We start from the raw sequence: 14454 nt of genomic DNA, 5'->3' as shown, positions 1-14454 counted from the left end.
CCTGGGTTTCGTTCCTATCGGTTTCCCTGTCCGGCGGTCGCCGGGGAGGCTGATCCGAGGTCAGCGTAGTACGCGTCCTCGACCTCGGCCGGGGTGCGCATGCCGAGCTCGCCATGGAGGCGTTGGTGGTTCCACCACCACACCCATTCGAGCGTCGCAAGCTCGACCTGCTCGACCGTCCTCCAGGGCCCGCGCTGGCGGATCAGCTCGGTCTTGTAGAGGTTGTTGATCGCCTCGGCGAGGGCATTGTCATACGAGTCCCCGACAGTGCCTGTCGACGGGGTCGCGCCAAGTTCGACGACGCGGTCGGTGTAAACCATCGACATGTAGTTCGAGCCGTGGTCGGCGTGATGGATCAGCCCGTCGAGCGGGCCGTCCGCGCCCCAGGCGGCCATGTCCAGCGCTTGTAGGGGCAGGACCTCCGCGCGCAGCGTCGAGGCGACGTTCCAGCCCACGATCTTGCGCGAGTACACGTCGGTGACGAACGCCACATACGCGAACCCCGCCCAGGTGGCCACATACGTGATGTCCGCGACCCAGAGCCTGCGCGGCGCGTCTGCGCGGAACCGTCGTTGGACGAGGTCCCGCGGCAGGGATTGCGCCTTGTCGGGCCTGGTCGTGAACGCCTTCTTCGACTTGCGAACCCCACGCACTCCCGCGAGGCGCATGAGGCGTTCGGTCTGGTCTCGGCCGATGTCCCATCCCTGACGTTTCAGGAGGGCATGCATCTTCCGCCGCCCGTAGACGCCGTAGTTCTCCGCATGCAGCCGGGCGACCTCGGGCACCAGCAGCTCGTCCCGCAGCTGCCGGGCGGAGACGACGCGGGTCTTCGCGGCGCGATACCCGCGGGACGTGATGAAACCCTGCACTGCCGGGCGCAGCGTCCGGCAGATGAGCTCGACCCCGAACCGCTCTCGATATTCGTCGATGAAGCGGATCATCTCGGTCAGGGCCGGTCGAGCTCCTTCGCGAAAAACACGCTCGCGGCTTTGAGGATCTCATTCGCTTTCCGCAGCTCGGCCACCTCGCGGCGCAGGCGCTTGTTCTCCTCCGCGACATCGCTCGGGACACCGGGCTTCGCGCCCGCGTCGACCTCCCGACGACGATGCCACACCCGCAGCGTCTCCGCGCTCATGCCGAGGAGACCGGCCACATGCCGCACCGCGGACATCAGATTCGAGTGCTCACCGGAGGCCTTGGCCTCATCGAGCATCCGCAGCGCGCGCTCGCGCATCTCGGGAGAGTACTTCTGGTTCATCGCGTTCCATCCTTGCTTCAATAACGGAACGAAACCCAGGCCGATTCAGAGCTGCCGTCACCGGGGTACCCCCGAAGTTCTCGCGGTTGAAGATCAGGACCGCGCTGAAGGCGAGGGGGATGAACAACGACGAGGCGGCGACAAGGCGGTTGCGGACGAGCTGTGTCATCTCGCTGCGGGCGATGGCGAACATTGCGGGCTCCTCTTGTGGTGGTCGAGTCGGTCGTGAGGACGTGAGATCAGGCGTTCAGGGCGCGGAAGAGGGATTCGAGTCCCTTGGCTCCGACGTTCAGGCCCTCGAGCTCCACATCGCGGGAGCGGGACCACACCAGGAGGCGGTACAGATCTTCCTGGAGGTTCGTGGTGGGGATGGTGACCCCGCCGCCGGGCGCGATCGTCGCGTCCTCGAACGGGACGGTGAGCTCACGGCTCAGCCGGAAGCTGATGGTCGAGGGGGAGGCCGAGGTGAGCTCGGCGACCGTCCCCTGCCGATGGATGCGGCCGCTGTGCATGAGCGCGATGCGGTCAGCCCTCTCCTGGGCCTCCTCGAGGTAGTGCGTGGTGAGCAGGATCGTCGCGCCCTCGTCACGCAGCCGGTCTACGACGTGCCAGAGGGCGTCGCGTGCCTCGATGTCCAACCCCGTGGTGGGCTCGTCGAGGAAGATCAGCTCCGGTGAGCCGAAGATCGCCGTGGCGAAGTCGAGGCGGCGCTTCTCACCGCCGGAGAGCTGCCCGGTCCGGGTGTCCCGACGCCGGCGGAGGTCCACGAGGTCCAGGACACGGTCGACGTCGTCGTCCCGCCGGGTCAGACGACCGATCAGCGCGAGGGTCTCGCGCACGGTCAGATCCGGGGCGAATCCGCTCTCCTGGAGCATGATTCCCACTCTGCTGCGGAGGGACCGGTTGCTCGGGTCCTGCCCGAAGAAACGGACGGAGCCGGCGGTCGGGGCCCGGTGTCCCTCCATCACCTCGATGGTCGTGGTCTTGCCGGCGCCGTTGGTGCCGAGCAGACCAAGGAACTCGCCGCGCCGGATCTCCAGGTCGACCCCGTCGACGGCGGTGAAGTCTCCGTAGTCGATGCGAAGGTCCTTCATCTCGACGACCGTCTCTGAACGGACGCCGTCGGCAGTGGGGGCGGCGGGTGTGGTTCGAAGCGTGGTGTTCTGCATGACCCTCACACAACCAACGGGCACTCCCTGCCCGGCAGTGAGGTCACGTCACTGCGCGGCATGACAGAGTTGGTGCGCAAGCGTGACGCTGCGTCACTGGTGCAGGGTGGACCGCTGACGGAAGGGTGGATGTCGTTCCGGTCCTGCGGCACCCCCGGCGGATCGGGGCCACCGGAGAGAAGAAGAGTACAAGCCATCGACCTGGACACGGGAGGCTCCCATGAAGACCATCCGGACCATCGCATTCATCCTGCTCCTCTGTGCCACCGCATTCGGCATCATGTTGACGCTGCACTACCTGCCCATCCCTGAGATCCTGCCCTCTGAGATCACTTCCTGGATCCCGGCACGGGGCACCGCCGACGCCACCTGGCTGATCGTCGGCATGGTCGTCTCCGTCGTCGCGACGGCTGTGGCGTTCTCGGCCAGCAACAAGGCCGTCGAGCGACAGGGGCAGGCGGCCACCTGAGGAGCACCCGATCCACGCACTGACTGAACAGGAGTGCCGATGACCTCCGAGCACACATCGGAGACGCGAAGACTGCGCAGCAGGACGAGCTTCGTCCTGCTCGCAGTCTTCGGCGTCGCTGCCATCGTCACCCTCCTGACGTCGGCCGTGGAGCCGTGGCCTCCTCTCGTGCTGGCACCCGGCCTCATCGCCGGCCTCTGGCTGCTGTCCCAGTGGCACCGGCAGGTCGCCGCCCCGATTCGCTGGGCGGTGCTCGCGCTGGGCACCCTCACCTGGGCTCTCAGCGCCCTCTGGGAGCTGACTCCCCTCGGCGCACTGGCCTTCGCCCTCCCCGGTGCGCTCGAGGTCATGTGGAGCCGACAGGCCAGGGCCGTCGTGACCCTGCTGGTGCTCACCGTCGGGGCAGCAGCCGGCGCTCTCGTGGTCGTCACCGACCCCCAGGCCCTGTGGGTCTATCTCGGCATGGGCGTCCTGCTGACGGGCGTCGCGTGCGTGACCATCCCCGACTCCCGGGCCTCCTTCGATCTCATGCGCCTGCAGGACGAGCGTGCGGAGCAGGAGCGGGCGGCCTCTGTCGATGCCGAGCGGCTGCGCTTCTCCCAGGACCTCCATGACATCCAAGGCCATGCGCTGCACGTGGTGAAGCTCAAGATCGCCGTCGCCCAGCGGCTGCTGTCCACGGACCCCGACGCGGCCCGGCGGGAACTCGACGAGGCCCAGCAGACCCTGCGCCGGACCATGGCCGAGACCAAGGCGCTGGCACAGGACGGGCACGACTTGACCCTGCGCGGTGAGCTCGCGAACTCCGTCGCGCTGCTCAAAGCTGCAGGCATCACCGTCACCGCCGACGACGCCGGCGGCCCGCGACGCAAAGAGTTCGAGCACGTGGCCGGCGTCGTGATCCGGGAAGCGACCACCAACATCCTGCGTCACTCCGACGCCCGTCGGGTCGAGATCAGCCTCGCCCCCGGGCACGTGGTGATCTCCAATGACGGTGTGATCGGTGTCCCCGCCGAGGACCACACGGGAGGGCTGGCCAACCTCCGGTCCCGCCTCGCGGGAGTCGGAGGCCGCCTGGACGTCTCCTGTGACGACGAACGGTTCACCCTCGAGGCACGATGGGACGCGGACGAGGAGGAGGCGACGTGAACGAGATCAGGATCGTTCTGGCGGACGACGAGAAGCTCCTGCGCACAGCACTGGCCACTCTGCTGGAGATGGAGGGCGGCATCCGCGTCGAGGAGGTGGCAGCCGACGGCGATGAGGCGGTCGAGGCGGTGCGCCGCATCGATCCCGACATGCTGGTGACGGACATGGAGATGCCCGGGCTGGACGGCATCGCCGCCGTCGAGGCGCTCCGCCAGACCCACCCCGATCTCCCGGTGGTGATGCTCACCCGCCACGCCCGTCCCGGGGTGCTCCGACGGGCCCTGAAGGCCGGGGTCGCCGGGTTCGTCACCAAGTCGGCGGAGCCGGAGGAGATCGCCGACGCGATCCGCAAGGTGCACAGCGGGCAGCGATGGATCGATCCGGACACCACGGCCCGGGCGATCTCGGACGACTGTCCCCTCACCGACCGGGAGCTCGACGCCCTGCGCGCCACGAGCGAGGGGTACTCCGTGGCCAGGATCGCCCAACAGCTGCACCTCGCGGAGGGCACGGTCCGCAACTACCTCTCCAGCGCCATGCAGAAGACCCAGGCCTCCACTCGCCATGACGCGGCGCGGTTCGCCCGCCGCCGCGAGTGGCTCTGACTCCGCCTCTGCCGCCACCGCACAGGACCACACCACGACGACGGCCCCCTCACCCTGACGGGTGAGGGGGCCGTTCGCTGACTCGCCGCGCCGTCAGGCCCGGCGGCCGAGGGTCTGGGTCAGGCCAGGCCCTTCATGATCTCACGCATGAGCTCGGCGGTCTCGGACGGGGTCTTGCCGACCTTCACGCCCGCGGCCTCCAGAGCCTCCTTCTTGGCCTGGGCGGTGCCCGAGGAACCGGAGACGATGGCGCCGGCGTGGCCCATGGTCTTGCCCTCCGGGGCGGTGAAGCCGGCGACGTAGCCGACCACCGGCTTGGTCACGTTGGCCTTGATGAACTCGGCGGCACGCTCCTCGGCGTCGCCGCCGATCTCGCCGATCATCACGATGGCCTTGGTGTCCGGGTCGGCCTCGAACGCCTCGAGGGCGTCGATGTGGGTGGTGCCGATGACCGGGTCGCCGCCGATGCCGATGGCGGTGGAGAAGCCGAAGTCGTTCAGCTCGAACATCATCTGGTAGGTCAGGGTGCCGGACTTGGACACCAGACCGATCGGGCCGGAGCCGGTGATGGTGGCCGGGGTGATGCCGGCCAGGGCCTCGCCCGGGGTGATGATGCCGGGGCAGTTCGGGCCGATGATGCGGGTCTTCGGCTTGCCGTCCTCACCGGTCTTGGACTGGGACAGGGCGAAGAACTCGGCGGAGTCCTGCACCGGGATGCCCTCGGTGATGACCACCAGCAGCGGGATCTCGGCCTCGATGGCCTCGATGGCGGCGTCCTTGGCGAAGGCCGGCGGCACGAAGGCCACGGACACGTCGGCGCCGGTCTTCTCCATGGCCTCCTTGACGGAGCCGAAGACCGGGAGCTCGACGGCATTGCCGTCCTTGTCCTCGTGGGACACGGTGGTGCCGGCCTTGCGGGCGTTCACGCCGCCCACGATGTTGGTGCCGGCCTTGAGCATCAGGCGGGTGTGCTTGGTGCCCTCACCGCCGGTGATGCCCTGGACGATGACCTTGGAGTCCTTGTTCAGGTAGATGGACATGTCAGTCTTACCTCAGTCTTTCCGAGAAGCTCAGTTGGCGGCGTGGGCGAGCTCGGCGGCCTTGTCGGCGCCCTCGTCCATGGTGGCGGCCAGGGTCACGAGCGGGTGGTTCGCCTCATCGAGGATGCGGCGGCCCTCCTCCACGTTGTTGCCGTCCAGGCGCACGACCAGCGGCTTGGTGGCGGTGTCGCCCAGGATCTCCAGGGCCTTCACGATGCCGTTGGCGACGGCGTCGCAGGAGGTGATGCCGCCGAAGACGTTCACGAACACGGACTTGACCTGCTCGTCACCGAGGATGACGTCGAGGCCGTTGGCCATGACCTCGGCGTTCGCGCCGCCACCGATGTCCAGGAAGTTGGCCGGCTTCACGCCGCCGTGGTTCTCCCCGGCGTAGGCGACGACGTCCAGGGTGGACATCACGAGGCCCGCGCCGTTGCCGATCACGCCGACCTGGCCGTCGAGCTTCACGTAGTTGAGGTCGTTCTCCTTGGCCTTGGCCTCGAGCGGGTCCTCGGTGCGCTCGTCCACGAGGGCGGCGTGGCCCTCCTGGCGGAAGCCGGCGTTGTCGTCCAGGGACACCTTGCCGTCCAGGGCGAGGATCTTGCCGTCGCCGGTCTTGACCAGCGGGTTCACCTCGACGAGGGTGGCGTCCTCCTTGTCGAACACGCCCCACAGCTTCTGGATGACGGCGGCGACCTCGGACTTCAGCTCCTCCGGGAAGCCGGCCTCGTCCACGATCTTCTGCGCGGTCTCGGCGTCGATGCCGGTCAGGGCGGAGACGGGCACCTTGGCGAGGGCCTCGGGGCGCTCCTCCGCCAGCTGCTCGATCTCCATGCCGCCCTCGACCGAGCACATGGCCAGGTAGGTGCGGTTGGCACGGTCCAGCAGCACGGAGAAGTAGTACTCCTCGGCGATGTCGGCGCCCTGGGCGATCATGACCTGGTGGACGGTGTGGCCCTTGATGTCCATGCCCAGGATGGCCTTGGCGTGCTCGTAGGCCTCGTCGGCGGTCTTGGCGACCTTCACGCCGCCGGCCTTGCCGCGGCCACCGACCTTCACCTGCGCCTTGACGACGGTCACGCCGCCGATCTTCTCAGCGGCCGCCTTGGCCTCTTCCGGGGTCTGCGCCACGATGCCGGCGAGCACGGGGACACCGTGCTTCTCGAACAGATCGCGCGCCTGGTACTCGTACAGGTCCACGGTTACGGAGTCCTTCTACGTCGAAGACAGTGGGCCCGGCGCGGCACAGGCGTGCCCGCCCGGGCGAACGTACCCCGCCGGCCCCGTCCCGCACGAGGGCGGCGACGGCCGGCGGGCAACCGTTCCGAACCCACTCTAACCGAGAACCTGCCCCGCCATCACGGGCCAGGGTCCGCCTCCCGGCCGCTGGTCAGTCGACCTTCTCCAGCGGCGCGTACCGGAGCAGCAGGCGCTTCTGCGCGCCGGTCTCCGCGAAGGTCACGGTGGCCACCGTCTTGTCCCCCTCGCCGGAGACGCCGACGACCGACCCCTCGCCGAACGTCGCGTGCCGCACCCGGTCCCCGGGAGCCAGCTTCACGACCTCGCGCTGCGGGCTGACGCGCCTCGGCGCCTCACCGCGGACGACGCCCGTCGGCACCGTGAGGTCCTTCGCCTCGTCTCCGCGGGTGAGGCGCTGCCGCACACGCGGCGCGGGGCCGTCGTCGTTCCTCCGGGTTCCGGAGCCGTAGGCGCCGGATCCGTACGAGGAGGCGCGGCCGGACGAGCCGCGCCCGGAACCGGTGGCCCCGGACCCGCCGAAGCGCTGGGCGTACCGGGAGGTGCCGGCTCCTGCCAGCGAGGTGATGGAGCCGAACTGCGCGCCGCCGGGACGGACGGCGCCCTCACGCTCCCAGTCGATGAGGGCCTCGGGGATCTCGGCGAGGAACTGGCTCGGAGGGTTGTACTGGTGCTGGCCCCACAGCGAGCGGACCTCGGCACGGGTCACGTGCAGGCGCTCGCGGGCGCGGGTCAGGCCCACATAGGCCAGGCGGCGCTCCTCGGCCATCTCCTTCTCATCCGTCATGGAGCGCGAATGGGGGAAGACGCCGTGCTCCATGCCGGTCAGGAACACCACCGGGAACTCGAGGCCCTTGGCGGTGTGCAGGGTCATCAGGGTGACCTGACCCTGCTGCTCGGCGAGCGCCTCGCCCTCCACGTCCGGCGCGGCCGGCAGCTGGTCCGCGTCCGCCACGAGGGCGACCTGCTCGAGGAAGTCGGAGAGGGTGCCCTCCGGGTTCGAGGCGGAGAAGGAGCGCACCACGGCCACGAGCTCGCCGAGGTTGTCCGCGCGGGACTCGTCCTGCAGGTCCTCGGACTCACGCAGCGCGGCGAGCATGCCGGACTGCTCCAGCACGGCCTCGAGCACGGTGGCCGGGTCCGAGGTCTCGGCGACCTGGGCGAGGTCGTCCATCATCTGCACGAAGGCCCTGACGGCCTTGAGCGAGCGGGTCGCCATGCCGGGGGCGTTCTCCGCGTCCCGCAGGGCGGCGAAGAACGGGATGCGGTTGCGGTCCGCCCAGGCGGCCACGGCGCCCTCCGCGCGGTCTCCGATGCCGCGCTTGGGCTCGTTGAGGATGCGGCGGACGTTGATGTCGTCGTCCGGGTTCACGAGCGCCCGCAGGTAGGCCAGGGCGTCCTTGATCTCCTTGCGGTCGTAGAACCGCGTGCCGCCGATGACGCGGTACGGGATGCCGCGGGTGACCAGACGCTCCTCGAGCGACCGGGACTGGGCGTTGGTGCGGTAGAAGACGGCGACGTCCTTGGGGCGGACGCCGTGCTCGTCCTGGAGCCGGTCGATCTGCGAGGCGATCCACTCGGCCTCCGCGGACTCGTTCTCCGCGGTGTAGCCGACGATCTTCTCGCCCGCCCCCTCGGCCGTCCACAGGGACTTGGGGCGGCGGTCCGCGTTGTTCGAGATCACCGCGTTGGCGGCGTCCAGGATGGTCTGCGTGGAGCGGTAGTTCTGCTCCAGCTTGATGGTGGCCGCGTCGGCGAAGTCCTCCTCGAACTCCACGATGTTGCGGATGTCCGCGCCGCGGAAGGCGTAGATCGACTGGTCCGAGTCGCCCACCACGGTCAGCTCGCCGCCCGGGGTCTGCACCCCGTCCGGGACGCCCGCCGGGCCGGCGAGCAGGCGGATCAGCCGGTACTGGGCGTGGTTGGTGTCCTGGTACTCGTCCACGAGCACGTGGCGGAACCGGCGGCGGTAGTTGTCCAGGATCGCCGGGAACGCCTCGAACATGTGCACGGTCATGCCGATGAGGTCGTCGAAGTCCAGGGCGTTCGCCTGGCGCAGGCGTGCGGTGTAGTCCGTGTAGACCGCGGAAACGGCCTGGCCCCACGGGTCGTTCTGGGCCACGGTGGCCGCGTAGTCGTCCGCCTCGGTCAGCTCGTTCTTCAGCGAGCTGATCTTGTTCAGGATGCCCTTGGGGTGGAACCGCTTCGGATCCAGGTCCTGCGCCTTGGCGATCTGGGTGACCAGGCGCAGCGAGTCCGCGGAGTCGTAGATGGTGAACGTGGACTTCAGCCCGATCGCCGAGGCCTCGTTGCGCAGGATGCGGACGGCCGAGGAGTGGAACGTGGAGATCCACATGCGCTGCGCCATGGGGCCGATCAGCCCGGTGATGCGCTCGCGCATCTCCGCGGCGGCCTTGTTGGTGAAGGTGATGGCCAGGACCTCGTGCGGGCGGGCATGGCCGGTGGCCAGCAGCCAGGCGATGCGATGCGTCAGCACGCGCGTCTTGCCCGAGCCCGCGCCGGCCACGATCAGCAGCGGCGAGCCGGTGTGCTGCACCGCGGCGGCCTGCTGAGGGTTCAGCCCCTCCACCAGCGACTCCGGCGACGGCGGCGCCACGGCTCCGCCTGCCGGCCCGCCTGTTGCGGGCGCTCCCACGCGGCGCCCGGCACCGGCCTCCGGGTCGAAGCCCGCCTCCGGATCGGCCTGCCGGGAGGTGACGGACGTCGGCACGAGTCCGGGCAGGGCGGTCTGCGGATCCGAGGATCCGGAACGGCGGTCAGGGCGGGCGGCACGGCCGAGGGCGGCGAAGAGGTCATCCATGGCGGATCCAGTCTAGTTCCGGGCCCAGACGGGCTACCGGGGAGCGCGGCCGTCGTCGGGAAGCCGCCGGTTCCCGGACCGAGGGGCGCTCACGGCCTACCCTGTAGGCCAGACGAATGCGCATGCTGAGTCCAGACCATCCCGAGCACGACCACGGAGCAGCCCCTCATGCCCCTGTCCGCCACGGCCAAGCCCAGGGTCTACTGGATGGACGCGGTCCGTGGACTGGCAGTCCTGCTCGTCGTGCTGACGCACTCGTACACGATGCCGCAGGTCCTCGGCGCAGAGTTCCAGTCCAAAACGCTGGCCGGGATCGTCCAGTTCTTCCATTCCTTCCGGATGCCGATCCTCCTGTTCCTCTCGGGAGTGCTCCTGGAACGTTCCGTGGCGAAGCCCCTCGGGGTCTACTACCGGGGCAAGGCCGAGAGGATCCTGTGGCCCTACCTGGTGTGGACCGCCCTGGTCGCCTTCGCCCTCGGCCGACCGCAGAGCCTGCTCAAGCCCGAGTTCTGGCTCGGTGGGAGGTGGCACCTCTGGTTCCTCTGGGTGCTGATCGCCTGCTACCTGATCGGCCCGATCACCCGCTGGATCCCCTCCTGGGCCGTCGCGGGCACGTTCGTCGCGCTGCTGCTGGTCCTCGAGGGCATCCCCAAGGACCTGCACCGCATCCTCTACTGGGGCGTGTTCTTCTTCCTCGGCGCCGCGTTCGGTCGACTGCTCCCTCGCATCAAGGAGCTGCACTGGAGCCTGGTGCTCCTCTCCGGCGCCGCCACGGCCGTCGCGATCTGGGCCCACATGGACGGCCGCTACTCCATGGGCAGCGGCCACCCGGTCACCCTCCTCGCTGGCCTCGGCGGCATCGTCTTCGGGCTCTGGCTTGCCCAGCGCCTCCCGCGCCTGCCCTTCCTGGAGTTCTGCGGCCGCCGCTCGATCGTGCTCTACGTGGCACACCTGCCGGTGCTCTTGGTGGCCTGCCGCCTGTGGGAGGACGTCGCGAGCATCCGGCCCATCGACTTCTACCTGTGGATGGCCTCGGCGACCTTCCTCATCCCGCTGCTGCTGGCCGCCGCCTACCCGTATGTCCGCTGGCTCTTCGAGTTCCCGACGGCGAAGACCCGCCCCATGCCGCCCCTGCCCTCCACCGGGGGCGGCCTGCTCCCCGTGTCGGGCAGCGGCCCGATCCCCCGTCGCGCGACCTGACCACGTCACCGAACCGCCGACCCGGCCCCGGGCGCCCCGACGCACCCGAGGTGCGCGGCCGTCGTCGGGAAGCCGCCGACGACCTGGGATACTGGACCACCGGAGGTGTCCGTGTCCCAGAAGAAGAAGTCCCCGTCCGCCCACGGCGGCCGTCCCGCCACGCCCGCCGAGGCCCCGGAACGCGTCAGCCTGCGCGACCTGTCCCCGCGCAGGGACCTCGCCGAAGCCGGCGAGCGCGAAGGCAGCCCCGCGATGCCCGTGATCGCCCTGATCGGCACCACGCTGTTCATGGCCGGCTACTACCACCTGCTCGCGCTCGTCCAGATGGCGCAGCTCGCCGACGGCCTGACGATGCCGGACAACCGGTTCTTCGGCTACTCGGCCGCGGACGTGGCCGCGCTGGCCGCCGTCATGGACGACGCCGCGCTCGGGCAGCTGAACTGGGTGCACAAGACCGCGGGCGTGATCTTCCCGATCGCCGTGGCGCTCACCCTGATCGCCGTTGCCGCCTGGCGTCTGCGCCCGGCCGGCCCGAAGTGGGCGATGGTCGGCCTCGGCGCCGTGTTCGCAGCGGTGGACATCTGGGAGAACATCGCGATCGAGGCGGCTCTGCACGCCGGCGGCGACGGCACCGGACTCGCCTCCTCCCTCACCGTGGCCCGCTGGATCCTGCTGGCGCTGATCGTCCTGATCACGGTGGTCCTGCTGGTGTTCGGTGGCAGGGGCCGCGCACGCCGCTAGACTTGTCTGTCGGTGCCCGTGAGGGCGCCGCAGGCCCCAGTAGCTCAGCTGGATAGAGCGGCCCTCTCCTAAAGGGCAGGTCGCAGGTTCGAATCCTGTCTGGGGCACTGTACGAAGGCGGGCGGCCGTTCGTCCGGGATCTGGTTCCCGACGACGGCCGCCCGCCTTCTCGTGTCTGCTCTCCCGGCCGTGGGGCCGGCTCAGCCGTCCGCGCCCGGGGCGAACTGGGTGCGGTAGAGCTCGGCGTAGCGCCCGGAGGTCGCGAGAAGCTCGGTGTGGGTGCCGCGCTCGACGATCCGCCCGTCCTCCACCACGAGGATCTGGTCCGCGTCCCGCACGGTGGAGAGGCGGTGGGCGATCACCATGGCGGTGCGCCCGGCCAGGGCCTCGGCGAGGGCGTCCTGGATGGCCTTCTCGTTGGTGGAGTCCAGGGCGGCGGTGGCTTCGTCCAGAACGACCACGCGCGGAGAGGCCAGCAGCAGCCGGGCGATGGTCATGCGCTGACGTTCGCCGCCGGAGAGCCGGTAGCCGCGCTCGCCCACCACGGTGTCCAGGCCGTCCGGCAGGGCCTGGACCACCGGACGCAGTCGGGCCCGCTCCACGGCGTCCCAGACCTCCTCGTCCGTGGCGTCCGGGCGGGCCAGGGTGAGGTTCGCGCGGACGGTGTCATGGAACAGGTGCCCGTCCTGGGTCACCATGCCGACCGCCTTCTGCAGGTCCGTGAAGGACAGGTCCCGCACGTCCACTCCGCCGACCGTCACCGCGCCCGCGGAGACGTCGTAGAGGCGGGTGACGAGGGACGCGATGGTGGACTTGCCGGCACCTGAGGAGCCCACCAGCGCCACCGTGGAGCCCGCGGGGACGTCCACGTCCAGGCCGTGCAGGACCTCCTGGCCGCCACGGGTGTCCAGGACCGCGACCTCCTCGAGCGAGGCGAGGGAGACGTCCTGGGCGGACGGATAGGCGAAGCGCACGCCGTCCAGGCGCAGGCCCAGCGGTCCGTCCGGGAGCGGGGTGGTCACCTTCTTCTGGCGCATGAGCGGCTGCAGGTCCAGGACCTCGAAGACGCGCTCGAAGGACACCAGCGCGGTCATGATCTCCACACGGGCCGAGGCCAGGGAGGTCAGCGGCGCGTAGAGGCGGGTGAGCAGCAGGGCCATGGTGACCACGTCTCCGGCGTCCAAGGTGCCGGCGATCGCCTGCAGGCCGCCCACGCCGTAGACCACGGCCAGGGCGAGCGCGGAGACCAGGGTCAGCAGCGTGGTGAACACGGACTGGCGCACGGAGATGGTGACGCCGGTGTCCCGGACCCGGCCGGCACGGCGGCCGAACTCCTCGGCCTCGGCCTTCGGGTCGCCCCAGAGCTTGATCAGGGTCGCCCCGGGAGCGGAGAACCGCTCGGTCATCTGGTCACCCATGGCGGCGTTGTGGCCGGCGCGCTCCCGCGTGAGGTCCGCCAGCTTCGCGCCGACCCGGCGGGCCGGGACCATGAACAGCGGCAGCAGGATCAGCGCCAGGACGGTGATCTGCCACGAGGTGGAGAACATCACCGCGAGCGTCAGGGCCAGGGAGACCACGTTCGCCACCACGCCGGAGAGCGTGCGGGAGATGGCGGACTGGGCGCCGATCACGTCGTTGTTCAGACGGGAGACGAGGGCACCGGTGCGGGTGCGCTGGAAGAACGCCACCGGCATCCGCTGAACGTGCTCGAACACCCGGGTGCGCAGGTCGAAGATGACCTGCTCCCCCAATCCCGAGGACAGCCAGCGAGTCACGATGGACAGAGCGGCGTCTGCGAGCGCCACGGCGGCGATCAGCAGGGCCAGCCGGACCACGAGGTCCGCGTTCCCGTCCCCGGTGATGGCGTTGACCACGTCACCGGCGAGCACCGGCGAGGCCACGCCGAGGACGGCCGAGACCACGGAGAGCAGCAGGAAGAGCACAAGCTTGCCCTTGTACTGCGCGGCGAACCCCAGGGTTCTTCTGACCGTGCCCGGCTTGAGGCTGGTCTGCTGCGGCGCTCCCCCGTGGGACATCCGCATCATCGACATCCGCGCGGCTCGCTCCATGCTCATCCGACCACCGCTCCTCTCCTCGTGCCTGCCCCGGGGGCGCGCGGCCGACGCCGCAGGCCGTCCCATCGTAGGGACGACGAAGGCGCGCATTCGGAGGGAATGCGCGCCTTCGTGGCGTTTTCAGCTATGGGCATGCCCCGTTCCGCTGCGGGCGCAGCGGAGTCAGCCGAGGACCGAGCCGCGGGCGCCGCCGATCACGGGCCGACGTAGGTGTAGTAGCCCGAGACCGGCATCCAGGACACCGGGTGCAGCAAGGTGCCGCGGGACGGGTTCAGCGCGGAGATCATCATGCCGTCGCCGACGTAGATGCCGACGTGGCCGCCGCCGCGCTGGAAGACCAGGTCGCCCGGCTGCGGGTTGGAGGTCGGAGCGGTGTTGGCCGAGGCGCGGATGGCCGAGGTCTGCGACGGGATGGACATGCCGGCCTGGGCGTAGGCCCACGCGGCGAAGCCGGAACAGTCCCAACCGCCCGGAACCTTGCCGCCGTAGACGTAGCGACCGCCGATGCCGGAGTAGGCGGCCTCGACGGCACCCGAGAGGTTCTTGCCCGAGGACGGGGCCGGGTCCGTGGCCGGAGTCGGGTCGGGCTGCTGCTCACGGGCCTCACGGGCCTGGCGCTCGGCCTCGGCACGCTCAGCGGCCTCACGCTCGGCAGCCTCCTGGGCAGCCT

At 69.9% G+C, this 14454-nt stretch carries 13 protein-coding genes and 1 tRNA gene; 6 read left to right on the top strand and 8 right to left on the bottom strand.

Features of this window, described 5'->3' with window-relative positions:
• Positions 1–14 precede the first annotated feature (14 nt).
• From FM125_RS03725 to FM125_RS03715, 3 genes are all read right to left on the bottom strand, one after another.
• Positions 15–1258, bottom strand: a protein-coding gene (locus FM125_RS03725) for an IS3 family transposase (protein ID WP_087133674.1) whose coding sequence is annotated in 2 segments (ribosomal slippage) — positions 15–967 and positions 967–1258 — 1245 coding nt in all. Because the reading frame shifts where the segments join, the coding sequence is not laid out codon by codon here.
• A complete protein-coding gene (locus FM125_RS12225; protein ID WP_245829777.1) occupies positions 1203–1451 on the bottom strand; it encodes a hypothetical protein in 249 nt (82 codons plus the stop codon). Before FM125_RS12225 ends, FM125_RS03725 begins: the two co-directional genes overlap by 56 nt.
• A gap of 46 nt (positions 1452–1497) precedes the next feature.
• Positions 1498–2427, bottom strand: a complete 930-nt coding sequence (locus FM125_RS03715; RefSeq protein ID WP_067190451.1) for an ABC transporter ATP-binding protein — start codon at positions 2425–2427, stop codon at positions 1498–1500.
• Positions 2428–2647: 220 nt separating this feature from the next.
• On the opposite strand from FM125_RS03715, the gene FM125_RS03710 reads away from it, so the two are divergent.
• Genes FM125_RS03710 through FM125_RS03700 form a run of 3 tightly spaced genes read left to right on the top strand, consistent with a single transcriptional unit; the run spans position 2648 to position 4650 of the window.
• Positions 2648–2896 carry a hypothetical protein gene (locus FM125_RS03710; protein ID WP_067190449.1) on the top strand — a complete coding sequence of 83 codons (249 nt, stop codon included), beginning with the start codon at positions 2648–2650 and terminating at the stop codon, positions 2894–2896.
• A 39-nt stretch (positions 2897–2935) separates the two neighbouring features.
• Positions 2936–4045, top strand: coding sequence for a histidine kinase (locus tag FM125_RS03705; RefSeq protein WP_087133673.1), 1110 nt, complete (start codon positions 2936–2938; stop codon positions 4043–4045).
• Positions 4042–4650 (top strand): response regulator transcription factor, encoded by a 609-nt coding sequence (locus FM125_RS03700; RefSeq protein ID WP_255218011.1) that lies wholly within the window; start codon positions 4042–4044, stop codon positions 4648–4650. The genes FM125_RS03705 and FM125_RS03700 overlap by 4 nt, the downstream gene beginning before the upstream one ends.
• A 119-nt stretch (positions 4651–4769) precedes the next feature.
• Here the strand turns inward: FM125_RS03700 and sucD are convergent, their stop codons facing one another.
• The 3 genes from sucD to pcrA all read right to left on the bottom strand — a co-directional run bounded on the left by sucD (position 4770) and on the right by pcrA (position 9768).
• Positions 4770–5690: a succinate--CoA ligase subunit alpha gene (gene sucD / locus FM125_RS03695; protein ID WP_067190443.1), complete on the bottom strand. Its 921-nt coding sequence runs from the start codon at positions 5688–5690 to the stop codon at positions 4770–4772.
• A 30-nt stretch (positions 5691–5720) separates the two neighbouring features.
• Positions 5721–6890 (bottom strand): ADP-forming succinate--CoA ligase subunit beta, encoded by a 1170-nt coding sequence (gene sucC / locus FM125_RS03690; protein WP_067190441.1) that lies wholly within the window; start codon positions 6888–6890, stop codon positions 5721–5723.
• Between the two features lie 190 nt (positions 6891–7080).
• Positions 7081–9768 carry a DNA helicase PcrA gene (pcrA, locus tag FM125_RS03685; protein ID WP_087133672.1) on the bottom strand — a complete coding sequence of 896 codons (2688 nt, stop codon included), beginning with the start codon at positions 9766–9768 and terminating at the stop codon, positions 7081–7083.
• Positions 9769–9936: 168 nt separating this feature from the next.
• On the opposite strand from pcrA, the gene FM125_RS03680 reads away from it, so the two are divergent.
• From FM125_RS03680 to FM125_RS03670, 3 genes are all read left to right on the top strand, one after another.
• The gene (locus FM125_RS03680; protein ID WP_067190847.1) at positions 9937–10968 is read left to right on the top strand and encodes an acyltransferase family protein; all 1032 of its coding nucleotides are present in this window, start codon (positions 9937–9939) and stop codon (positions 10966–10968) included.
• A 111-nt stretch (positions 10969–11079) separates the two neighbouring features.
• The gene (locus FM125_RS03675) at positions 11080–11709 is read left to right on the top strand and encodes a hypothetical protein (RefSeq protein WP_067190881.1); all 630 of its coding nucleotides are present in this window, start codon (positions 11080–11082) and stop codon (positions 11707–11709) included.
• Between the two features lie 33 nt (positions 11710–11742).
• Positions 11743–11816: transfer RNA gene (locus FM125_RS03670), tRNA-Arg, on the top strand.
• A gap of 93 nt (positions 11817–11909) precedes the next feature.
• Here the strand turns inward: FM125_RS03670 and FM125_RS03665 are convergent.
• Together FM125_RS03665 and FM125_RS03660 are read right to left on the bottom strand one after the other, a co-directional pair.
• On the bottom strand, positions 11910–13784 hold the full coding sequence (locus FM125_RS03665) for an ABC transporter ATP-binding protein (RefSeq protein WP_067190849.1): 1875 nt from the start codon (positions 13782–13784) through the stop codon (positions 11910–11912).
• 194 nt (positions 13785–13978) lie between these two features.
• A partial coding sequence (locus FM125_RS03660) for a C40 family peptidase (RefSeq protein ID WP_143745209.1) occupies positions 13979–14454 on the bottom strand: 476 nt, incomplete at its 5' end.

This window comes from Micrococcus lylae (assembly GCF_900163825.1).
Taxonomy (GTDB): Bacteria; Actinomycetota; Actinomycetes; order Actinomycetales; family Micrococcaceae; genus Micrococcus; species Micrococcus lylae.
This window is presented reverse-complemented; position numbering and strand designations above follow the sequence as displayed.